General features: G+C 74.7%; 17 protein-coding genes. 11 read left to right on the forward strand and 6 right to left on the reverse strand.

What is annotated here, in order from left to right; genetic code table 11:
- Positions 1-222: 222 nt before the first annotated feature.
- Positions 223-1,650 (reverse strand): UDP-glucose dehydrogenase family protein, encoded by a 1,428-nt coding sequence (locus TK50_RS06845; RefSeq protein ID WP_043961973.1) that lies wholly within the window; start codon positions 1,648-1,650, stop codon positions 223-225.
- Positions 1,651-1,919: 269 nt separating this feature from the next.
- Between TK50_RS06845 and TK50_RS06850 the strand changes: the two genes are divergently transcribed.
- Positions 1,920-3,083, forward strand: a complete 1,164-nt coding sequence (locus TK50_RS06850; protein WP_043961974.1) for an acyl-CoA dehydrogenase family protein — start codon at positions 1,920-1,922, stop codon at positions 3,081-3,083.
- A gap of 94 nt (positions 3,084-3,177) precedes the next feature.
- Here the strand turns inward: TK50_RS06850 and TK50_RS06855 are convergent, their stop codons facing one another.
- On the reverse strand, positions 3,178-3,834 hold the full coding sequence (locus tag TK50_RS06855; RefSeq protein WP_043961975.1) for a hypothetical protein: 657 nt from the start codon (positions 3,832-3,834) through the stop codon (positions 3,178-3,180).
- Between the two features lie 23 nt (positions 3,835-3,857).
- Here TK50_RS06855 and TK50_RS06860 point away from each other — a divergent pair, with 23 nt between their 5' ends.
- A complete protein-coding gene (locus tag TK50_RS06860) occupies positions 3,858-4,394 on the forward strand; it encodes an acyl-CoA thioesterase (RefSeq protein ID WP_043961976.1) in 537 nt (178 codons plus the stop codon).
- A 163-nt stretch (positions 4,395-4,557) separates the two neighbouring features.
- Complete coding sequence (locus TK50_RS06865) at positions 4,558-6,546, forward strand: acetoacetate--CoA ligase (RefSeq protein WP_043961977.1); 1,989 nt, start codon at positions 4,558-4,560, stop codon at positions 6,544-6,546.
- Positions 6,547-6,559: 13 nt separating this feature from the next.
- On the opposite strand, the gene TK50_RS06870 is transcribed toward TK50_RS06865, so the two are convergent.
- Positions 6,560-7,249: a TIGR03089 family protein gene (locus TK50_RS06870; protein WP_043961978.1), complete on the reverse strand. Its 690-nt coding sequence runs from the start codon at positions 7,247-7,249 to the stop codon at positions 6,560-6,562.
- 151 nt (positions 7,250-7,400) lie between these two features.
- On the opposite strand from TK50_RS06870, the gene TK50_RS06875 reads away from it, so the two are divergent.
- Both TK50_RS06875 and TK50_RS06880 read left to right on the forward strand, forming a co-directional pair.
- Positions 7,401-8,546 (forward strand): glycosyltransferase family 4 protein, encoded by a 1,146-nt coding sequence (locus tag TK50_RS06875; RefSeq protein ID WP_043961979.1) that lies wholly within the window; start codon positions 7,401-7,403, stop codon positions 8,544-8,546.
- A gap of 55 nt (positions 8,547-8,601) precedes the next feature.
- The gene (locus tag TK50_RS06880; RefSeq protein ID WP_043963986.1) at positions 8,602-9,693 is read left to right on the forward strand and encodes a mannose-1-phosphate guanylyltransferase; all 1,092 of its coding nucleotides are present in this window, start codon (positions 8,602-8,604) and stop codon (positions 9,691-9,693) included.
- A 122-nt stretch (positions 9,694-9,815) separates the two neighbouring features.
- Here TK50_RS06880 and TK50_RS06885 read toward each other — a convergent pair whose 3' ends face one another.
- Entirely contained in the window at positions 9,816-10,358 is a 543-nt protein-coding gene (locus tag TK50_RS06885) for an NUDIX hydrolase (RefSeq protein ID WP_043963988.1), read from the reverse strand.
- Positions 10,359-10,463: 105 nt separating this feature from the next.
- Between TK50_RS06885 and TK50_RS06890 the strand changes: the two genes are divergently transcribed.
- Positions 10,464-11,498 carry a hypothetical protein gene (locus TK50_RS06890; RefSeq protein ID WP_043963991.1) on the forward strand — a complete coding sequence of 345 codons (1,035 nt, stop codon included), beginning with the start codon at positions 10,464-10,466 and terminating at the stop codon, positions 11,496-11,498.
- Between the two features lie 306 nt (positions 11,499-11,804).
- Positions 11,805-12,809 carry a winged helix-turn-helix domain-containing protein gene (locus tag TK50_RS06895; RefSeq protein WP_043961980.1) on the forward strand — a complete coding sequence of 335 codons (1,005 nt, stop codon included), beginning with the start codon at positions 11,805-11,807 and terminating at the stop codon, positions 12,807-12,809.
- A 45-nt stretch (positions 12,810-12,854) separates the two neighbouring features.
- Here TK50_RS06895 and TK50_RS06900 read toward each other — a convergent pair whose 3' ends face one another.
- On the reverse strand, positions 12,855-13,943 hold the full coding sequence (locus tag TK50_RS06900; RefSeq protein WP_043961981.1) for a coenzyme F420-0:L-glutamate ligase: 1,089 nt from the start codon (positions 13,941-13,943) through the stop codon (positions 12,855-12,857).
- Complete coding sequence (gene cofD, locus TK50_RS06905; protein WP_043961983.1) at positions 13,940-14,893, reverse strand: 2-phospho-L-lactate transferase; 954 nt, start codon at positions 14,891-14,893, stop codon at positions 13,940-13,942. The genes TK50_RS06900 and cofD overlap by 4 nt, the downstream gene beginning before the upstream one ends.
- A gap of 99 nt (positions 14,894-14,992) precedes the next feature.
- Here cofD and TK50_RS06910 point away from each other — a divergent pair, with 99 nt between their 5' ends.
- From TK50_RS06910 to TK50_RS06925, 4 genes are all read left to right on the forward strand, one after another.
- Positions 14,993-16,072 (forward strand): hypothetical protein, encoded by a 1,080-nt coding sequence (locus TK50_RS06910; protein WP_043961984.1) that lies wholly within the window; start codon positions 14,993-14,995, stop codon positions 16,070-16,072.
- Between the two features lie 432 nt (positions 16,073-16,504).
- Positions 16,505-19,063 (forward strand): bifunctional FO biosynthesis protein CofGH, encoded by a 2,559-nt coding sequence (locus TK50_RS06915; RefSeq protein WP_043961985.1) that lies wholly within the window; start codon positions 16,505-16,507, stop codon positions 19,061-19,063.
- Between the two features lie 155 nt (positions 19,064-19,218).
- Positions 19,219-19,494 carry a hypothetical protein gene (locus tag TK50_RS06920; protein WP_043961986.1) on the forward strand — a complete coding sequence of 92 codons (276 nt, stop codon included), beginning with the start codon at positions 19,219-19,221 and terminating at the stop codon, positions 19,492-19,494.
- A gap of 94 nt (positions 19,495-19,588) precedes the next feature.
- The gene (locus TK50_RS06925; RefSeq protein WP_043961987.1) at positions 19,589-20,983 is read left to right on the forward strand and encodes a DUF4331 domain-containing protein; all 1,395 of its coding nucleotides are present in this window, start codon (positions 19,589-19,591) and stop codon (positions 20,981-20,983) included.
- Positions 20,984-20,999: the final 16 nt, after the last annotated feature.

Consider the following 20,999-nt stretch of genomic DNA (forward strand, 5'->3'; position numbering starts at 1 on the left):
ACTGTCGCAGCATGCCCTGAGCCGGCGCGGATTTCGACACCTGTCGGCGGTTCGGCGGTGACGAATGGGTGACCGGGGAGCCCGCCGGGGTCGACCGGGGCCGCCGCCGGGTTGACCGGAGCGGCCGACCGGGGGATCGGAGCGACGGGCCCGGGGCCCCGACGTGCGACGGCCGGCCCCGGACGAGGTCCGGGGCCGGCCGTCACCGGTGTCGGTCGGGGGTCAGGGGCGGCCCATGCCCCGGTACTCCCAGCCGGCCTGGCTCCACAGTGTCGCGTCGAGGCAGTTGCGGCCGTCGACCACGCGGCGGCCGGCGACCAGCTCGCCGAGGGCCACCGGGTCGGCGTTGCGGAAGTCGGCCCACTCGGTGAGCACGCAGACCAGGTCCGCCCCGGTCACCGCGTCGGCCATCGTGGACTCGTACGTCAGCTCGGGGGCCACCCGGCGGGCGTTCTCCGCGCCCTGCGGGTCGAACACGTGCACGTCCGCCCCGGCCTTGCCGAGCAGCCCGGCGACGGCGAGCGCCGGTGCGTCGCGTACGTCGTCGGTGTTGGGTTTGAACGTGGCGCCGAGCACGGCGATCCGGGTGCCGGACAGGTCCGGGCCGGCGGGCCCGGCGCGGCGGCCCAGCAGCTCGGCGGCCAGCGCGATGACGCGGGTCCGGCGGCGCAGGTTGATCAGGTCGACCTCGTGCAGGAAGCGCAGCGCCTCGCCGGCCCCCAGCTCCTGGGCGCGGGCCTGGAACGCGCGGATGTCCTTGGGCAGGCAGGCGCCGCCGAACCCGAGGCCCGCTTGGAGGAAGCGGTTGCCGATGCGGGGGTCGTACCCGATGGCCTTGGCGAGCTGGGTGACGTCGCCGCCGGCGACCTCGCACACCTCGGCCATCGCGTTGATGAACGAGATCTTGGTGGCCAGGAAGGCGTTCGCGGCGACCTTGACCAGCTCGGCGGTGGCGAAGTCGGTGACCACCAGCGGGACCTCCCGGTCCTCGGTGGCGGCCAGGTCGAAGACACCCTTGTGGGCGGCGTAGAGCATGCCGTTGGCCCAGTCGCTCTTGACGCCGACCACGATCCGGTTGGGGCGCAGCACGTCGTCGACGGCGAAGCCCTCCTGGAGGAACTCGGGGCTCCACGCCACCTCGACGCCGAGGTCGGCCGGGGTGTGCTTGCCGACGAGCTGCTCCACCCACTCGGCGGTGCCCACCGGCACGGTGGACTTGCCGACGATCAGCGCCTTGCGCGTCAGGTGCTGGGCGAGGCCGGTGACGGACGCCTCGACGTACGACAGGTCGGCGCCCATCCCGTCGGCCCGCTGCGGGGTGCCCACGCAGATGAAGTGCACGTCGCCGAAGTCGGCCGTCTCGGCGATGTCGGTGCTGAACCGCAGCCGGCCGGCGGCCAGGTTGCGCCGCAGCAGCTCGTCGAGGCCGGGCTCGTGGATCGGCACCTCGCCCGCGTTCAGCTTGGCGATCTTGTCGGCGTCGACGTCGAAGCCGAGCACCTCGTAGCCCAGCTCGGCGTAACAGATGGCGTACGTCGCACCGAGGTACCCGGTGCCGAGGAAGGTGACCCGGGGCCGGGCCGCGCCCGACGGCGGCGTGACCGCGGCGATGGCCGGCATCGGTTGGGTGTTCGGGTACGGGATCGTCACGCCTGTCTTCTCCGCTCGCGCTGGCGGCGCTTCCTCGCGTCGCATTCGGCTGCGGCGCCTGGCCGGCACCGAAGGGGAATTGTGTCGTTTTCTGCTCGCCGTGCCGCGTCGACCTCCGCGCGCCGTGTCGCGTCGACGCCTCGGTCAGGCCCGAGCCTACGCGGCGGTAAGGATCAACCGAGCGCTGGTCGCTATCCTTCAGTCTGCGCGGTCGGCGGTTCCGAGACGCTACAGACTGGGCATGATAGCCGTGAAGGGGAGGGGCCGACATGGCCGCAGAGCAGTCGTTCGACGTCTACCGGTTGCCCGAGGAACACGAGGCGGTCCGCGAGGCGGTGCGTGAGGTCTGTGCGGCGAAGGTGGCGCCGCACGCCGCCGAGGCGGACGAGACGGGCGAGTTCCCGAAGGCGTCCTACGACGCGCTGCGCTCGGCCGACTTCCACGCCCCGCACATCCCCGTCGAGTACGGCGGCGCCGGTGCGGACGCCCTGGCCACGGCCATCGTGATCGAGGAGGTCGCCCGGGCCTGCGCCTCGTCCTCGCTGATCCCGGCGGTCAACAAGCTGGGCACCATGCCGCTGATCCTGGCCGGCTCCGACGAGCTCAAGCGCGCCTACCTGACCCCGGTGGCGGCCGGGGAGGCGATGTTCTCCTACTGCCTGTCCGAGCCGGAGGCCGGCAGCGACGCCGCGTCGATGACCACCAGGGCGGTCCGCGACGGCGACCACTGGGTGCTCAACGGCGTGAAGCGGTGGATCACCAACGCCGGAGTGTCGGATTTCTACACCGTCTTCGCCGTGACGGATCCCACAGCCCGATCGAAGGGCATTTCGGCGTTCGTGGTCGAGAAGTCCGACCAGGGCGTCAGCTTCGGCGCCCCCGAGAAGAAGCTCGGCATCAAGGGCTCGCCGACCCGCGAGGTCTACCTCGACAACGTCCGCATCCCCGCCGACCGCATGATCGGCGCGGAGGGCACCGGCTTCGCCACCGCCATGAAGACCCTGGACCACACCCGGGTCACCATCGCCGCGCAGGCCGTCGGCATCGCGCAGGGCGCGCTCGACTACGCCAAGGGGTACGTGCAGGAGCGCAAGCAGTTCGGCAGGGCGGTCGCCGAGTTCCAGGGCGTCCAGTTCATGCTCGCCGACATGGGCATGAAGCTGGAGGCGGCCCGCCAGTTGACGTACGCCGCCGCCGGCAGGTCCGAGCGGGGCGACGCCGACCTGACCTACTTCGGCGCGGCGGCCAAGTGCTTCGCCTCCGACGCCGCCATGGAGATCACCACCGACGCCGTGCAACTTCTCGGTGGGTACGGCTACACCCGCGACTACCCGGTCGAGCGGATGATGCGGGACGCCAAGATCACCCAGATCTACGAGGGCACCAACCAGGTCCAGCGCATCGTGATGGCCCGCCAGCTGCTGCGCGGCTGACCCGTCGGCGGCGGCACGGGCCGCCCGGTTCGCCGGGCACGGGTGCGGTGGCCGGGGAGGCCCCGTCCGCGCCCCGTGCCCGACGGCGGTCTCGTCAGCGCAGCTCGGTGGTGGTGTCCTCCGGGCGGCGCGGCGGGGCCGACCAGGGGGACTCCCCGGCCGTGCGGCGGGGCAACGGCTCCGGCGGCGGCTGGTCCGGGTAGCCCAGGGTGAGCGGCGCGGTGTCCTGCTCCGCCGCGCTGCCGCCCGACGGCCAGTCGGTGAGCGTGAACGTGTTGGTCGCGGCGTCCTCCGGCCGCTGCGCCGGCACGGGACCGGCCGCCGGCCGGGGCCAGCGCCGCCACCGCTGCCGGCTGAACGTGGCCATCAGCAGCAGCGCGCCGACCAGGAAGAGCGTGCCGTTCTGCACGGGCAGGAACAGCGGCAGCGGGTCGCCCAGCGCCTTCCAGCCCTCGGGGACGCGGTCGCGCACCTCGAACGGCGCGACGAACATCCCGACGTACGGGGCGATCAGCAGCAGCCCGGCGACCAGCGGGCCGAGCGGCGAGACACGCAGGGTGCCGAGCAGGCCGAGCAGGACGCCGGCGACGGCCAGGTAGACGCCCGGCTCGATCAGGTTGGCCGTGTTGAACGTGCCGATCTCCACCCACCGGGTGATCGTGCGGGTCGACCCGTCCTGCCCGAGCGCGAGCAGCACCCAGGTGACGGGCGCCACCACCAGCCCGGCGAGGAAGCTCCAGAGATGTCGCATTGGCGCACCGTACCGTTTCCGGCATGACAGATCACCTCTCCACCGCGCCGCATCCCGCTGCGTCCCCGCAGGGCAAACCCACGTCGTACTCCCGCGTCACGCTCAGTCGCATCATGACCGCGGTCGATGTCAATCTGTACGGGACCGTGCACGGAGGGGTGTTGATGAAGTTCGTCGACGACGTGGCGGGCGCGGCGGCGGCCCGGCACAGCGGCGGCACGGCGGTGACGGCCGCGATCGACGAGATCGTGTTCTCCGAGGCCGTCCGGGTGGGCGACCTGGTGCACGCGCACGCCCAGGTGAACTGGACCGGGCAGACCTCGATGGAGGTGGGCGTGCGGGTGGTCGCCGAGCGCTGGGACTCGGCCGAGGACGAGCCGGTCCCGGTCGCCACGGCGTACCTGGTCTTCGTGGGGGTGGACGTGGGCGGCCTGCCCCGCCCGGTCCGGCCGGTGCTGCCGGAGACCCCGGAGGACGAGCGCCGCTACCGGGAGGCGGAGATCCGGCGCGCCCACCGCCTGGCCCGCCGCCGCGCCATCCAGGCCCACCGCGAGGGCTGATCCGCCCCTCCTGGCGCCGCCCACACAGCGCGGGCGGCGGGGGTGTGGGGCGGGCACGCCCCGGTGGTGGGTACCGGGGCGGACAATGGCGCTGCGACATAGGGCAAGATGGCATCACGGCCCATGTAACGGGGCGGTTCGGGGCCTGGAGGAGGGTGGAGCTGTGGGTGACGTGCTGTGGACACCGCCGGCGGACGTGCGCGAGCGGTCCCGGATCGGTGCCTACCTGCGTTGGCTGGCGGAGCACCGGGGGCTGGAGTTCGCCGACTACGCCGCGCTGTGGGAGTGGTCGGTCACCGACCTCGACGGGTTCTGGCGGTCCGTCTGGGACCACTTCGGCGTCGTCGCGCACACCGAGCCGACGGCCACCCTGGCCGACCCGGCGATGCCGGGCGCCCGCTGGTTCCCCGGGGCCACGCTCAACTACGCCGAGAACGTGCTGCGCATGCCGGGTCTCGGCGACGACGACCCGGTGGTGATCGCGCACGGGCAGACCCGCGCGCCGCAGACCCTGACGGCCGCCGGGCTGCGCGAGCAGGTCCGCCGGGTGGCGGCCGGGCTGCGTCGCCTCGGCGTCGGCCCCGGCGACCGGGTCGCCGCGTACGCGCCCAACATCCCCGAGACGTACGTGCTGCTGCTGGCCACCGCCAGCCTCGGCGCGATCTTCTCGTCCTGCGCGCCGGAGTTCGGCACCCGCAGCGTCACCGACCGGTGGCGGCAGATCGAGCCGAAGGTCCTCGTCGCCGTCGACGGCTACCGGTACGGCGACAAGCCCGTCGACCGGCGCGGCGAGGTGGCCGCCATCCGGGCCGCCCTGCCGTCGCTGGAGCACACCGTCGCCGTCGCGTACCTCGACCCGGCCGGCCCGGCCCCCGACGGCGCGCTGCCGTGGGCGGAGCTGGCCGCGCCGACCGACGAGCCGTTGACCTTCGCCGGCGTGCCGTTCGACCACCCGCTGTACGTGCTCTACTCCTCCGGCACCACCGGGCTGCCCAAGCCGATCGTGCACGGCCACGGCGGGATCCTGCTGGAGCACCTGAAGATGCTCGCCCTGCACCACGACCTGGGCCCGGGCGACCGGTTCTTCTGGTTCACCACCACCGGCTGGATGATGTGGAACTTCCTGGTCTCCGCGCCGGCCGTCGGCGCGGCGATCGTGCTGTTCGACGGCAACCCGGGTCACCCCGACCTGGGCGGGCTGTGGCGGCTGGCCGCCGAGACCGGCACCACCTACTTCGGCACCTCCGCGCCGTTCCTGCTGGCCTGCCGCAAGGCCGGCCTGGTGCCGCGCGAGGTCGCCGACCTGTCCGCGCTGCGCGGCGTCGGCTCGACCGGCGCGCCGCTGCCCGCCGAGGGCTTCACCTGGGTCTACGAGGCGGTCGGCACCGACCTCCAGCTCCAGTCGCTCTCCGGCGGCACGGACGTGTGCACCGGCTTCGTCGGCGGGGTGCCGCTGCTGCCCGTGCACGCCGGGGAGATCACCTGCCGGGCGCTCGGCGCGCGGGTGGAGGCGCGCTCGGCCGACGGCACGCCGGTCCTCGGCGAGCTGGGCGAGCTGGTGATCACCGCACCGATGCCGAGCATGCCGGTCGGCTTCTGGAACGACACCGACGGGTCCCGCTACCGGGAGGCGTACTTCGAGCTCTACCCGGGCGTGTGGCGGCACGGCGACTGGATCACGATCAACGAGCGGGGCGGCTGCGTGATCACCGGCCGGTCCGACGCCACCCTCAACCGGGGCGGCGTGCGGCTCGGCACCGCCGAGTTCTACTCCGTCGTCGAGGGCCTCGACGAGGTCGTCGACTCGGTGGTGGTGCACCTGGAGGACGACGAGGGCGGCGCGGGGGAGCTGCTGCTGTTCGTGGTGCTCGCCGACGGGCTCGAACTCGACGACGCGCTGCGGAAGAAGATCTGCCGCGAGCTGCGCACCGCCCTGTCGCCCCGGCACGTCCCCGACGAGATCCACCAGGTCCGGGCCGTCCCGCGCACCCTGAGCGCGAAGAAGCTGGAGGTGCCAGTGAAGAAGATCCTCACCGGCACGCCGGTGGACGACGCGGCGGCCAAGGGCGCCCTGGCCAACCCGGAGTCGCTGACGGCGTTCGCCGCGTTCGCCCAGCGCCGGCCCGCCCCGGAGGCGCCGGCCCGCTCCTGACGTCGGGTGCCCGTCAGGTCAGGGTGCGGGTGACCCGTTCCGTCTCGGCGCGGGCGGGCAGCCGGGCCGGGTCCGCGTTGGCGCACAGCACCGTCGACGCGCCGGCCACCAGCGGGGCGAGCAGCCAGTCGACCGGGTCCGGGTGGGCGGTCACGTCCAGCAGGACCCGGTCGCCCCGGGCCAGCCCCAGCTCCGCCGCCCGGGCCGCCGCCCGGCTCAGCAGCTCCGCGTCGGCCGGCCCACCGGCGGCGTACGGGGTGAAGTGGTCGCCGTGCGCGCGCACGGCGACCACGTAGTCGGCGAAGCCGGCGGGCACCTCGCGCAGCGGCAGGGCGAACGGGGCGAGCGCCAGCGCGTACCGTTCGGCGGCCGGCCAGGCGTCGGCCTCACCGACCCGGTCGGCGGCGGCGAAGAGCACCTCCACCGGGCCCGGCGCGTCGGCCACCACCAGCCCGGCCGACCAGCAGCCCAGCAGCACGGCGGCGGTCTGCCAGTGCGGCGGGAGCAGCGCCCCGGCCGACTCGCCCGGGCCGGCGGCCACCTCGTCGGTCAGCAGGTTGGCGGTCTTGGCCACCCAGTTCGCCAGCGTCGCGCCGGACAGTTCGGTGCGCTCGCCGGTGGCGTCGTCATACCAGGTCAGCAGGGGTTGCGCGGGGTCGGGTGCGATCGCTGCGGCGAACACCCGGGCAATGTTGTCGGCCATCGGCGCGAACGATACGCCGCCGGAGTCCGTATCCCACGACAGTGACAAGTCGGCGAACGGTCGGGTCGCAGTCAGCGACCGGGCCGGGCTCCGGCGTAGGCTTGCCCGGAGTGTTGTTCCCCACAGATTCGCCACCGCAAGGAGTCGCCCCGTGACCGCCGGTCGTCCGCCCCGCGTACTCATCGACGCCACGAGTGTCCCCGCCGACCGGGGCGGCGTCGGTCGATACGTCGACGGCCTGCTCGGCGCCCTCGGGAAGGTGTGCGGCCAAGGGGTCGACCTGGCCGTGGTCGGCCTGCGCACCGACCTGGAGCGCTACTCCCGGATGCTGCCCGGCGCGGAGATCGTCGCCGCCCCCGCCGCCGTGGCCCACCGCCCGGCCCGGCTCGCCTGGGAGCAGACCGGTCTGCCGCTGCTGGCCCAGCAGGTCGGCGCGCAGGTGCTGCACTCGCCCTTCTACACCTGCCCGTTGCGGGCGGGTTGTCCGGTCACGGTGACCGTGCACGACGCGACCTTCTTCACCGAGCCGGAGCACTACGACAAGTCCCGCCGCACGTTCTTCCGCAGCGCGATCAAGACGTCGCTGCGCCGGGCCGCCCGGGTGATCGTGCCCAGCAAGGCCACCCGCGACGAGCTGATCCGGCTGCTCGACGCCGACCCGACCCGCATCGACGTGGCCTACCACGGGGTCGACCACGCCGCCTTCCACGCGCCCGGCGAGGAGGAGAAGGCCCGGGTCCGGGCCCGGCTGGGGCTCGGCGACAGCAGCTACGTCGCGTTCCTCGGCGCGAAGGAGCCGCGCAAGAACGTCCCGAACCTGATCCGGGGCTGGGCGCGCGCGGTCGCCGACCGGCAGGATCCGCCCGCCCTGGTGGTCGCCGGCGGTCAGGGGCACGACGACGACATCGACCGGGCCGTCGCCGAGGTGCCGTCGCACCTGCGCCTGCTGCGCCCGGGCTACCTGCGCTACGCCGACCTGCCCGGCTTCCTCGGCGGCGCGCTGGTCGCCGCCTACCCGTCGTACGGCGAGGGGTTCGGCCTGCCGATCCTGGAGGCGATGGCCTGCGCCGCCCCGGTGCTGACCACGCCGCGGCTGTCGCTGCCGGAGGTCGGCGGCGACGCGGTGGCGTACACGAGCGAGGCCCCGGAGCAGATCGCCGCCGACCTGGCCGCCCTGCTCGACGACGAGCAGCGCCGGCTGTCGCTGGCCAAGGCCGGCTTCGACCGGGCGAAGGAGTTCACCTGGGAGTCCAGCGCCGAGGTGCACATCGCGGCGTGGACGCGGGCCCGCGCCTGACGCCGCGCGGCGTGACGATGCGCCCGTAGCGTGCGGGTTCGGGCATGATGTGCTGATGCTCTACGCCGTCATCCCGGCGGGCGGCAGCGGCACAAGGTTGTGGCCGTTGTCCCGTGCGGGCCATCCCAAGTTCCTCCACCCGCTCACCGGCACCCCCGCGTCCCTGCTCCAGGCCACGGTAGACCGGCTGGCGCCGCTGACCACGCCGGAGCGCACCCTGGTGGTCACCGGAGCCGCGCACGTCGCGGCGGTGGCGCGGCAACTGGCCGGCCTGCCCGAGGAGAACATCCTCGTCGAGCCCTCGCCCCGCGACTCCTGCGCGGCCATCGCCCTCGCCGCGGCGGTGATCGCGCAGCGCGAGCCGGGCGCGGTGATGGGCTCCTTCGCCGCAGACCACCTGATCCGCGACGCCGACGTCTGGCGGGCCACGGTCGCCGAGGCGGTGACCGGCGCGGAGCAGGGGCTGCTGATGACGGTGGGCATCACCCCGACGCGCGCCGAGACCGGCTACGGCTATCTGCACACCGGCGACCCGACCGCCGACGGTCCACTGCGGCCGGTGCTGGAGTTCAAGGAGAAGCCGGCCGCCGAGGTCGCGGAGGCGTACCTCCGCTCCGGGCACCACCTCTGGAACGCCAGCATGTTCGTCTGGCGGGTCGACGTGTTCCTGGCGGAGCTGGCCCGCCAGCAGCCGGCGCTGCACGCCGGGATCACCGCGATCGCCGCCGCGTGGGGCACCCCCGAGCAGGACGACGTCCTCGGCACGGTCTGGCCGACCCTGCCGAAGATCTCCGTCGACTACGCGGTGATGGAGGGCGCGGCGACCGCCGGGCGGGTGGCCACCGTCCCCGGCGACTTCGGCTGGAACGACGTCGGCGACTTCCACACCCTCGGCGACGTCCTGCCCGCCGACGCGGCCGGCAACGTGGTCCTGGGCACCGACGCCAAGCCGGGCGTGCTGCTGCGCGACGCCAGCGGGCTGGTCGTGGTGCCGCACTCCGGCCGGCTGGTGGCCGCCCTCGGCGTGCACGACCTGATCGTGGTCGACACCCCCGACGCCGTGCTGGTCTGCCCCCGCGACCGCGCCCAGGACGTGAAGGCCCTGGTCGACGAGCTGAAAGACCGGGGCGAGGAGAACCTGGTCTGACCCCGCGCCGGGCGGGCGGCTGCCCCGGCGGCCAGGCCGCCCGCTGTCCGGCCGCCCCGCCGCCCGCTGTCCGACCGCCCGGCCGCCGCTTGGGGGTCCGCTGCCGGCCGGCGCGGGCCGGGTCAGCCGCGGCGGCGGCGCAGGGCGGCCAGGGCCGGGGCGACGAGCTGGGCGGTCCCGCCGGCCAGCGGCTCCGGCAGCCGGTCCGGCGGGAACCAGCCGAGCGCCTCGGACTCGTCGCTGACCTGCTCCGTCGCGCCCGTCGGCGCGAAGACCGCGAACCGGACGTCGTAGTGCAGCGACCCACCCTGACAGGCGACCTTGTGGACGTCCACGTCGATCGGGACCGGGTCGACGACCAGGCCGGCGATGCCCGACTCCTCGCCCGCCTCGCGCAGCGCCGCGCCGGCCAGGGTCCGGTCGCCGGGCTCGCAGTGCCCGCCGAGCTGCACCCACTTGCGGAACTTGCCGTGCAGGCAGAGCAGCACCCGCCCGCCGGTCGGGTCGAGGACCAGCGCGCTGGCGGTGACGTGGCCCGCCCGGTGCTCCCGGGCCAGGGCCGCCGGCCCGGCGGCCAGCAACTCCAGGGTGCGGTCGCGGGCCGCGCCGGCCGCCGCCCCGGTCGGCGTCCACCCTTCGAGTACGCGCGTCGCGTCGCCGTGCAGCGCCGCGTAGCTGGGGACATGGGCGTCAAGCGGGGATGCCGGCTCGACGGGATGCGTTGGCTGCGGGCCCTTCCTTGCGTCTGGCACGGGTGCCACCCTATGCGGGTGACCTTGCGACTTGTCGAGTTCGTCGTCGCCGGCAACGAGGCCAGCGATCTGCTTCCGGTGCGCTCGCCGGCCGTGCTCGCCGCCCACCGCGCCCGGCGCGGCTTCTGGACCGTCCTCGACGAGGGCCCGGTCGAGCAGTGCCTCGCCCTGCTGCTCGAACACGACGACGGCGAGTGGTCCGCCCACCACGTCGACGCCGACGCCGGCACCGAGAACGGCCGCACCGAGGACGGCGAGGCGCTGGCCCACCACGACGGCTGGGTGTACGTCTTCGGCTCCCACTTCGGCTCGAAGGCCGGCCCGCTGCGCCCCCGCCGCGCGTTCGTGGCCCGGTTCCGCGAGGACGACGCCATCGGCGGCCGGCTGCCGGTGCGGGTGGTGCGAAACCGGTTCCGGCTGCACCGGGCGGTCAACGACGCGCTGGCCGCCGCCGAGCTGACCACGCTGCCGCCGGGACGGCGGGTGCGGGAACGGTTCATCGCCGAGACGGTGGCCCGGGGTACCGCCCGGGCGAAGGGCTGGGTGAGCCGGCTCGCCGAGGGAGACCTGCCGCTCAACGTCGAGGCGGCGGCGTTCACCCCGCACGGGACGGTGCTGCTCGGCCTGCGCTTCCCGGTGACCACCGACGGGGAGCCGATCCTGGTCGAGGTGGCCGGGGTGCCGGAGATGTTCGACGGCGGGGACTGGCCCCGGGCCCTCGGCGCATACGCCCTGAGCGGCGTCACCCCGCCGGGCGCGCTCACCGGCTTCCGCGCGCTCGTGCCGCTGTCCGACAGCGGCTACGCGGCGATCGTCGGCTCGATCGACGCGCTGGGCAAGGGCTCGGTGCTGCTCGACGACCACCCGCACGGCGGCGACGTCACCTCGCGGCACGTCCGGTTCCGGCTGGAGAAGGCGGCCGGGCACCTCGTGCCGGGCGAACTGGTGGCGGACCTGGCGCCGTTCCACCACGTGGAGGGGCTGGCCGAGGCCGACGGCCGCTGCTGGTACGTCACGGACGAGGACCACCGGGTCGCGCTCTGGATCGGCTGACCGGGCGCGCGGAACCGGGCGGGCGAGCCTCGGCCCGGCCGGGTTGGCGGACGGGGACACCTCTGCGGAGCAAGGGCCGCAGACCCTCGTGGTGCCGCCCGTCCGCCGGATCCTCCCCGGCCCCGGTGGCCGGGCCGGCGTCGATGACGGACGGCCCGTGCGGGACAACCCAGAGCATGCCGAAGGCTGACCGGGGACGTCGAGGTTTTTCATCCCACGCTTAAAAGTGGAGATAACTGCCGCCCGGGTACAGTGCGAACGGTCGGCAGTGTCTCCCCCCTCTGCCCGCCGCACGGGAGCGATCCAATGCTGAAGATCTATTTCTCGCCCGACGACATCCTCCGGACCCGGGTGGCCCCGGGCGCGGACCCGCTCTGGGAGCTGATCCTCAGCGTGCACGTGCTCCAGGTCCGCAGCCCGGACCCGCTGACCTCCGGCTGGCGTCGGGGCGTCTCCCGGGAGCTGCGCCGGCAGGTCGGCACGGAGCCGATGCGGCTGCTGTTCGCGCTGAACCCGGGGCGCGGCTACTTCCCCGACTTCCTCACCCCGCACGAGGGGCTCCAGGGGCTGGCGGAAGGGCTGGAGGCCATCCGCAGCACGCCCGTGCGGCTGCTGCACCGGGACATGACCCGGATGGCCGGGGAACACCCGTTGCCCGCCTCGGCGGGGGCACTGGCCCGGGGCGAGCCCGAGATGCTGCGCCACCTGACCGACTCGATGGAGCGGTACCGCGAGCTGGCGCTGAGCCCGTACTGGGCGCACATCCAGGCCGCGATCGACTCGGACCGGATGCGGCGCGCCCGGGCCCTGCTCGACGGCGGCGTCGAAGGGCTGCTCGACAGCTTCCGCCCGCTCGCCCGCTGGGAGTCGGGGGTGCTGGAGATCCACGGCTACCCGGAGAGCCGGGAGCTGCACCTGGACGGCCGGGGCCTGCTGCTGGTGCCGTCGTTCTTCTGCGCCGGCACCCCCGTGGCGCTGGCCGACCCGGACCTGCCGCCGGTGCTCGTCTACCCGGTGGACCGGCTGGGCGGGCTCGTCACGGCGGCGACCGGCGGCGGCGCGTCGGCCCGGGCCGGCACCGGGCGGGAGGCGCTGGCCGCGCTGCTCGGCCGCACCAGGGCGGCGGTGCTGGAGGCCACCGACGCCGGCTGCACCACCGGCGAGGTGGCCCGCCGGCTGCGCATCTCCCCGGCGGCGGCGAGCCAGCACGCCACCGTGCTGCGCAACGCCGGCCTGCTGGTCAGCCACCGTGACCGCAACACCGTCCTGCACACCCTCACCCCGCTGGGCCGCGCCATCCTCGACGCGTGACCCCGCCCGGGCGACCCCGCAGCCGGAGCGCCGGGCTGGGCGGCCTCAGAGCGCCAGGCAGGCGGCGGCCGTGCTGCCCGGCGGGGGCGGCAGCAGGGTCGACGGGACGCCCTCGGCGGCCAGGGCGGTGCGCAGGCGTTGCAGGTCCGCGCCGAGTCGCACCAGGCCGGCCGGGTCGACCGGCGTCGGCGGCTCCCCGAGCACCAGGCCGGTGGCCCGCTGCGGCCAGCCGGGCACGGTGGCGGCCAGCGCGGCGCGTACCTCGTCGTCGGTGACGGGGGTGAAGACCGTGCCGGGGGCGACCACGCCGGCCACCGCGGCGATGGCCCGCGCCACCGCCGCCGGCTCGGCGGGGGCCGCGCCGGGGCCGTCGGGCAGGGTCGCGGCGGCGGCCAGCCCGGCGGCGCGCGCCTCCGCCGTGCCGAGCGAGAACAGGTCCAGCTCCGCGTCGCGGACCAGCGCCCGCGCGCCGACGCCGTCGTCGGGTGCGGTCGCGGTGAGGTACCCGCGCACCACGGCCACGGGGACCTGGTCGCACTTGCCCTTGATTAGCTCGCCGGCGCCGGCCAGCTCGTCCACCACCGCCATCTGGGTGAGCTGGAGCTCGTTGCCGTACGGGTCGACCTCGCCCCGGTGGTCGCGGATCGCCGGCATCCCGGCCACCCCGAGCGCCACGTCGGTGAGGCCGTTACGCCAGGGCCGGCCCATCGTGTCGGTGACGATCACCGCGACGTCCACGTCGTAGCGCTCGCGCAGCGCCGCCCGCAGGGCCCGCGCCGAGGCGTCCGGGTCCTGCGGGAGCAGCACCAGCCGGGTCTTGTCGACGTTCGAGGCGTCGATGCCGGCCGACGCCATCACGAAGCCGTGGTGGGTCTGCACGATCCGGGTCGCGCCCCGGGTGGCCACGACCCGGGCCGTCTCGGCGGCCAGCACCTCGTCGCGGGCGGCCAGCCGCTCCGGCCCGTCGGCCGGCACGTCCACCAGTCGCCCCTCCGCCTTGGAGACGATCTTGCTGGTCACCACGAGCACGTCGCCGTCGCGCAGCCACGGCGCGGCAGTGGCGATCAACGCCGCCAGGTCGTCACCCTCGGTCACGTCGCCGATGCCCAGCACCGGCAGGATCTCCAGCCTCACGCCAGCTCCACCGCCGCCCGCACCATCGCCGCCGTCGCCGCCTCGTCGGTCATCAGCAGCGGGACCGCCCGGACCGGCACGCCCGGCACCACCGCGTCGGCGTCCTCGGGGGCGACCAGCCAGCCGTCCAGCAGCCCGCCGGAGGACCGGGCGCCGTAGAGAGCGCCCACCCCGGCGGCGCTGCACTCGACGCCGAGCACGGCCAGGCAGCGGTCGGCCATCCCGCGCACCGCCGCGCCGCCGATGATCGGGGAAACCCCGATCACCGGGGCCGGCCCGTCGGCGAGCGCCTCGCGCAGCCCCGGCACGGCCAGCACCGGCGCGACGCTCACCACCGGGTTGCTCGGCGCGACCAGCACCACGTCGGCGGCGGCGATCGCGTCGAGCACGCCGGGCGCGGGCTTCGCCGCCTCCGCGCCGACGAAGACGAACCGGTGGGTGGGGATGCCTGCGCGGTACCGGATCCACCACTCCTGGAAGTGGATCGCCCGCTGCCCGCCGCCGTCGGGGTCGCTCACCACCACGTGCGTCTCCAGCCGGTCGTCGGTCGCCGGCAGCACGCGTACGCCGGGCTGCCAGCGCGTCGCCAGCGCCTCGGTGACCGCCGACAGGGGATACCCGCCGGTGAGCATGGTGGTGCGCACCAGGTGGGTGGCGACGTCCCGGTCGCCGAGCCCGAACCAGGTCGGCTCCGCGCCGTACGCGGCCAGCTCCGACTTCACCGTCCAGGTCTCGTCGGCCCGGCCCCAGCCCCGCTCGGCGTCGGCCCCGCCGCCGAGGGTGTACATGACGCTGTCAAGGTCGGGGCAGACCTTGAGCCCGTGCAGGTAGAGGTCGTCGCCGACGTTGACCACGGCGGTCACCCCGGCGCCCACCTCGCGGGCGTACGCCCGGACGCCGAGCAGGAATCGGGCACCCCCGATGCCGCCGGCCAGTACGACGATGCGCATGCCGCCCATCCTCCCGCACGCCCCGCGCCGGGGTCGCCGGTGCCCGGGGAGACTAGGCTCACGTCGGCAACTGTCCGTTACCGCCCCGAGGGGGAGTTCGTGACCAGCCCCGCCGAGCCCGCGTCCGGTGACGCGGCGCCCGCGTCCCACCCCGCCACCCCGGCCCGTCGGCTCACCGACCCGTTACGCGAGCTGATCGCGCTCGCGCTGCTCGGCTCGAACGCCGTTCTGCTGTTCGTCGGCCTGATCCGGCTGCTCGCCCCGGCCGACTACAGCACCTTCTACAGCCGGGCGGGCAGTGGCTTCTTCTCGTTCGCCGGCCTGGAGGCGGCCGTGCTGCCGGTGCTGGCCGTGCTGCTCGCCACGCACGTCGCCCCCGTGGCGCAGCGGGCGAAGCTGATCGTCCAGGTGGCGCTGGGCGAGTACGCCTTCGCCGCCCTTCTCGCCGCGCTCACCCTGCTGATCTGGACGGTCGACCGGCTCGCCAAGGCGGAGGTGCTCGACGCGTTCCTCGGCCTGCTGACCCGGGCCGCCTGGCTGGCGATCTTCGCGTCCGGGGCGTTCGTGGTCTTCCGGGTCTGGCGTGCCCTCTACTTCACCCCGAAGCCGAAGCCGGCCCCCGGCGTGTACGGCCAGCCGCAGCCGGGCTGGCCGCAGCAGCCCGGTCAGCCGGGCCAGGGCGGCCCGCAGGGCTGGGGCCCGGGCCAGCAGGGCGGCTGGCCGTCCGCCGGGCAGCAGCCCGGTTACCCGGTCGCCGGGCAGCAGCCCGGTTACCCCTCCGCCGGCCAGCCGGGTGGGTTCCCGGCCCCCGGCCAGCCGGGCTCGTTCGCCGGCCAGTCCGGCCCGCACGGGCAGCCGACCTCGCCGTTCGCCCCGGCCGCCCCGGCCTCCGCGCCCCCGGCCTCCGCGCCACCGGCTTCGGCGCCCCCGGCCTCCGCACCGCCGTACCCGGCCCCGCCGCAGTCCGGCCCGCCGTTCACGCCGCCCCAGGCGGGCGCGCAGCCGGCCTCGCCGTTCCCCCCGCCGCAGCCCATGGCGCCCGCCGCGCCCCCGTTCGGGCAGCCGCCGTCGGCCGACCCGACCCAGGCGATCCCGCGCCAGCCCGGCGAGCCGGGCGCGTCCGGCGGCGAGCGGAACTCCGACGCCGACCGCACCCAGCGCTTCCCGCGCGAGGACTGAACCGCCGCCCGTCGGGTGGGCTCCCCGGCCGGTCGCGGCCGCCGGGGAGCCCACCCGACGCGCTTTTGGGCACAACGGTCACCGCCGCGTGGCAGAGCGTCACTTCCCGAGGTCGGAGCGCGCCATCCCGGTCCGCCCCCTTTGCTCTGCACCCGGATACGCAACGCACTACGTACCGCGACGGGATCGCCGAACCCGCGCCATCCATGGCCTTGCATCTGCCCAGCCTGCCCCCGGTGTTGCGCCCATGGGTGCAGAGCAAAGGGAGCGAGGGACGTCTGGCAGGGTCAGCCAGACGTGACGGACAGTCAGCCCGGGGAGCCGCCGTGGGTCGCCGCTCGCCCGTCACCGGCCGTGTCCGGGGAGGCCGTCGCGTCGAAGGTGGCCTGGCCAGCGGATCAGGGCCGGCGGCAGGGCGCATAGGCTGGGCGGATGGTTGATCGCACCGAGCCCCGCCCCACCGCGGCCAGCATTGAGCGCGCCCTGCGCCGGGCCGCCTCCGGGCTCGCGCTGGACGTCGACGAGGCCGCCGCCCTGCTCGCCGCCCGGGGTGCCGCCCTCGACGAGCTGCTCCGCGTCGCCGGTGACATCCGCGACGCCGGGCTGCGCGACGCCGGCCGCCCCGACGTCGTCACGTACTCCAAGAAGGTCTTCGTCCCGTTGACCCGGCTCTGCCGGGACCGCTGCCACTACTGCACCTTCGCCACCGTCCCGCACCGGCTGCCGGCCGCCTTCCTCGACCGGGACGAGGTGCTCGCCATCGCCCGGCAGGGCGCGGCGCAGGGCTGCAAGGAGGCGCTGTTCACCCTCGGCGACCGGCCCGAGGAGCGCTGGCCGGCCGCCCGGGAGTGGCTGGACGCGCGCGGCTACGACTCGACCCTCGACTACCTGCGCGCCTGCGCGGTGGCGGTGCTGGAGGAGACGGGCCTGCTGCCCCACCTCAACCCCGGGGTGCTCTCCTGGTCGGAGCTCCAGCGGCTCAAGCCCGTCGCGCCGAGCATGGGCATGATGCTGGAGACCACCGCGACGCGGCTGTGGTCGGAGCCGGGCGGCCCGCACTTCGGCTCGCCCGACAAGGAGCCGGCGGTGCGGCTGCGGGTGCTCGACGACGCCGGCCGGGTCGGGGTGCCGTTCACCACGGGCATCCTGATCGGCATCGGCGAGACCCCGGCCGAGCGGGTCGACGCGCTCTTCGCGATCCGCCGGGCCCAGCGCGCGTACGGCCACCTCCAGGAGGTGATCGTGCAGAACTTCCGCGCCAAGCCGGACACGGCGATGCGCGGCATGCCCGACGCCGAGCTGCACGACCTCGCCGCCACGGTGGCGGTGGCCCGGGTGCTGCTCGGCCCCGGCGCCCGGATCCAGGCCCCGCCGAACCTGATCGCCGGCGAGTACGCCCTGCTGCTGCGCGCCGGCATCGACGACTGGGGCGGCGTCTCGCCGGTGACCCCCGACCACGTCAACCCGGAACGCCCCTGGCCGCAGCTCGACGAGCTGGCCCGGCGCACGGCGGAGGCCGGCTTCACACTGCGCGAGCGGCTGACGATCTACCCCGAGTACGTCCGGGCCGGCGACCCGTGGCTGGATCCGCGCCTGCTGCCGCACGTGTCCGCGCTGGCCGATCCGGCGACCGGCCTCGCCGTCGAGTCGGCCCGTCCGCAGGGCCGGCCCTGGCAGGAGCCGGAGGAGGTGTTCGGCGGCGGGCGGACCGACCTGCACGCCACCATCGACACCACCGGCCGCACCGGCGACCGGCGCGGTGACTTCGACAACGTCTACGGCGACTGGTCGGAGGTGGCCGCGCAGGCCGACGCGAGCCGGGCGGGAGCAGGGGCGGCAGCGGCGGCGGGAGCGGCAGCGACGGCCGGGGAGGGCGCCGGAAACGCCGAGCTGCGGGCCGGGCTGCGGCTGGCCGCCGACGACCCGGCGGCGCTGCTGACGCCGGCCCACGAGGCGAAGGCGCTCGCCCTGTTCGCCGCCGACGGGCCGGCGCTGGACGCGCTGTGCCGGATCGCCGACGACGTGCGCCGCGACACCGTCGGCGACGACGTCACCTACGTCGTCAACCGCAACATCAACTTCAGCAACGTCTGCTACGTCGGCTGCCGGTTCTGCGCGTTCGCCCAGCGGGAGCGCGACGCCGACGCGTACCGGCTCTCCGTCGACCAGGTGGCCGACCGGGCCGAGGAGGCGTGGGCCGCCGGCGCGACGGAGGTCTGCCTCCAGGGCGGCATCGACCCGAAGCTGCCGGTCACCGGGTACGCGGACCTGATCCGGGCGATCAAGGCCCGGGTGCCGGGGATGCACGTGCACGCGTTCTCGCCGATGGAGATCGTCACGGCGGCGGCGAAGGCCGGCGTGCCGGTGAAGGAGTGGCTGACCGGGCTGCGCGAGGCCGGCCTCGACACCATCCCGGGCACCGCCGCCGAGATCCTCGACGACGAGGTGCGCTGGGTGCTCACCAAGGGCAAGCTGCCGGCCGCCGCCTGGGTCGAGGTGGTCTCGACGGCCCACGAGCTGGGCATCCGGTCCAGCTCCACCATGATGTACGGCCACGTCGACCACCCCGGGCAGTGGCTGGCCCACTTCCGGGTGCTGGCCGGGGTGCAGGACCGCACCGGCGGGTTCACCGAGTTCGTGGCGCTGCCGTTCGTGCACACCAACGCCCCGATCTACCTCGCCGGCATCGCCCGGCCCGGCCCGACGTGGCGGGAGAACCGGGCGGTGCACGCGATGGCCCGGCTGCTGCTGCACGGCCGGATCGACAACATCCAGTGCTCCTGGGTGAAGCTCGGCGACGCCGGGACGGCGGCGATGCTCAACGGCGGCTGCAACGACCTGGGCGGCACCCTGATGGAGGAGACGATCTCCCGGATGGCCGGCTCGGGCAACGGCTCGGCGCGCACCGAGGAGCAGTTGCGGGCAATCGCGGCGCGGGCCGGACGACCGGCGCGCAAGCGGACGACCGCGTACGGTCACCTTCGGCCGTAGCGTCGAACCTTTCCGGCGTGCGGGCCGTACCACTGCTTGCCGGCGGCGGCTGAGGCCAGAGCCGCGGTCGGCGGCCCCCTGCGGGCCCGGCGGTCGGCCGGCCCCGCCTTTCGTCACCGCGGGCGCGGACGCGCCGCGCGCCGGAAAGGTTGCCCATGTCCAGTGATCAGCGGAAGCGGCGTTGGCCGCGACTGACCCGCCGGCAGACGTTGACCGCCGCGGCGAGCGCCACCCTCGGGGCCGCCGCGCTCACCGTGCCCGGGTTGTCCGCGGCGCAGAACTCCCCGTCGTCCGGCGGGAAGAAGGACGAGCCCATCGTCGTGCACCTGCGGGGCGGCGACGCCATGGACGTCTTCGTCGGCACGTCCCGGATCGAGGTACGCGACCGCGGCCTGGCGGACCGGCTGCGGCGCGCCGCCGGCAAGCGCTGACGCCGGCCCGGTCCCGTCTCTCCGGCGCGGCTCCCGGCGCCGGCCCTCTCCACTCTTCCCCTGATCGCTTGCTGCCCAGTGAGGTTGGTCCGCCATGTCTTCCCACCGCGAGGCCCCGGAGATCGCGAAAGATCCGGTCGCCGACAGCTCCGACCTGTACGCGTTCGTCAGCCCCGACCGTCCCGACTCGGTCACGCTGATCGCCAACTACGTGCCGTTGCAGCTCCCCTCCGGCGGCCCGAACTTCTTCGAGTTCGGCGACGACGTGCGGTACGAGATCCATATCGACAACGACGGCGACGGCAAGCCGGACGTCACCTACCGGTTCGAATTCACCACCGAGATCACGAACCCGAACAGCTTTCTCTACAACACGGGGCCGATCGAGTCGCTGGACAGCAAGAACTGGAACCGCAAGCAGTTCTACTCGCTGACCCGCATCGCCGACGGCAGGGAGCACCGGCTGGCCAACAAGCTGGCGTGCCCGCCGTGCAACGTCGGCCCGCTGTCCACCCCGAACTACGCGGCCCTGGCCCGGCAGGCCACGTTCAGCCTGTCGACGGGGGAGAAGGTCTTCGCCGGGCAACGCGCCGACGGGTTCTTCGTCGACCTGGGGGCGATCTTCGACCTGGGCACCCTGCGGCCGTTCCAGCAGTTGCACGTGGCTGGCAAGAAGCTGTTCAAGGCCGAGGGGGAGCCGGTCAACGCCACCGACCGGATGAACGTGCACACCCTCGCCGTGCAGGTCCCGCTGAGCCGGGTGCGCCGCCGGGCCAACCGGTACGGCACGCACGACCGCGCCTCGGTCATCGGCGTGTGGACGTCGGCGTCGCGCCAGCAGGCGCGGATCCTCGGCAACGGTTCGGCGAAGGACACCGCCACCGGCCCGTTCGTGCAGGTGTCACGGCTCGGCAACCCGTTGTTCAACGAGGTCATCGTGCCGATGTCCAAGAAGGACGAGTGGAACACGCTGCCGCCCACCGAGGACAAGCGGTTCGCGAAGTTCGTCGAGCAGCCGGAGCTGGCCGCCCTGCTCCCGGTGCTCTACCCGGGCGTGTTCCCCAAGCTGGACGCGCTGAACAAGACGAAGAAGCCGCGCGCGGACCTGCTGGCGATCCTGCTCACCGGCATCCCGGCCGGGCTGATCCAGGGCTTCTCCAACAACACCGGCGACGTCCAGGCCGACATGCTGCGGCTGAACACGGCCATCAGGCCCAGCGCCAAGCCGGACCGGTTCGGGGTGCTCGGCGGGGACCTGGCGGGCTTCCCGAACGGGCGGCGGGTCGCCGACGACGTGGTCAGCATCGCGCTGCGGGCCATCGCCGGGGTCACCGTGCCGCTGGTCGACAAGGGGTTCACCCCGGACGCGGCGGCCGGCGCGGTCACCCCGGGCCTGAGCGCCGCCGACGTGACGGCCCCGTTCCTGCGCAACTTCCCCTTCCTCGGCACGCCGTACGACGGGTTCAACAACCCGCCGGCGTCGTCCTGACCCGGACGGAGCGAAC

It is taken from the genome of Micromonospora haikouensis, assembly GCF_000876225.1.
Classification (GTDB): Bacteria; Actinomycetota; Actinomycetes; order Mycobacteriales; family Micromonosporaceae; genus Micromonospora; species Micromonospora haikouensis.

Excerpts from the sequence above, each read along its gene's own strand:
- TK50_RS06880 (WP_043963986.1), top strand. The coding sequence starts at position 8,602 with ATGCTCTACGCCGTCATCCCGGCGGGCGGCAGCGGCACAAGGTTGTGG.
- TK50_RS06920 (WP_043961986.1), top strand. The coding sequence starts at position 19,219 with ATGTCCAGTGATCAGCGGAAGCGGCGTTGGCCGCGACTGACCCGCCGG.
- cofD (WP_043961983.1), bottom strand. The coding sequence starts at position 14,893 with ATGCGCATCGTCGTACTGGCCGGCGGCATCGGGGGTGCCCGATTCCTG.
- TK50_RS06915 (WP_043961985.1), top strand. The coding sequence starts at position 16,505 with ATGGTTGATCGCACCGAGCCCCGCCCCACCGCGGCCAGCATTGAGCGC.
- TK50_RS06855 (WP_043961975.1), bottom strand. The coding sequence starts at position 3,834 with ATGCGACATCTCTGGAGCTTCCTCGCCGGGCTGGTGGTGGCGCCCGTC.
- TK50_RS06925 (WP_043961987.1), top strand. The coding sequence starts at position 19,589 with ATGTCTTCCCACCGCGAGGCCCCGGAGATCGCGAAAGATCCGGTCGCC.
- TK50_RS06850 (WP_043961974.1), top strand. The coding sequence starts at position 1,920 with ATGGCCGCAGAGCAGTCGTTCGACGTCTACCGGTTGCCCGAGGAACAC.
- TK50_RS06870 (WP_043961978.1), bottom strand. The coding sequence starts at position 7,249 with ATGGCCGACAACATTGCCCGGGTGTTCGCCGCAGCGATCGCACCCGAC.
- TK50_RS06895 (WP_043961980.1), top strand. The coding sequence starts at position 11,805 with ATGCTGAAGATCTATTTCTCGCCCGACGACATCCTCCGGACCCGGGTG.
- TK50_RS06860 (WP_043961976.1), top strand. The coding sequence starts at position 3,858 with ATGACAGATCACCTCTCCACCGCGCCGCATCCCGCTGCGTCCCCGCAG.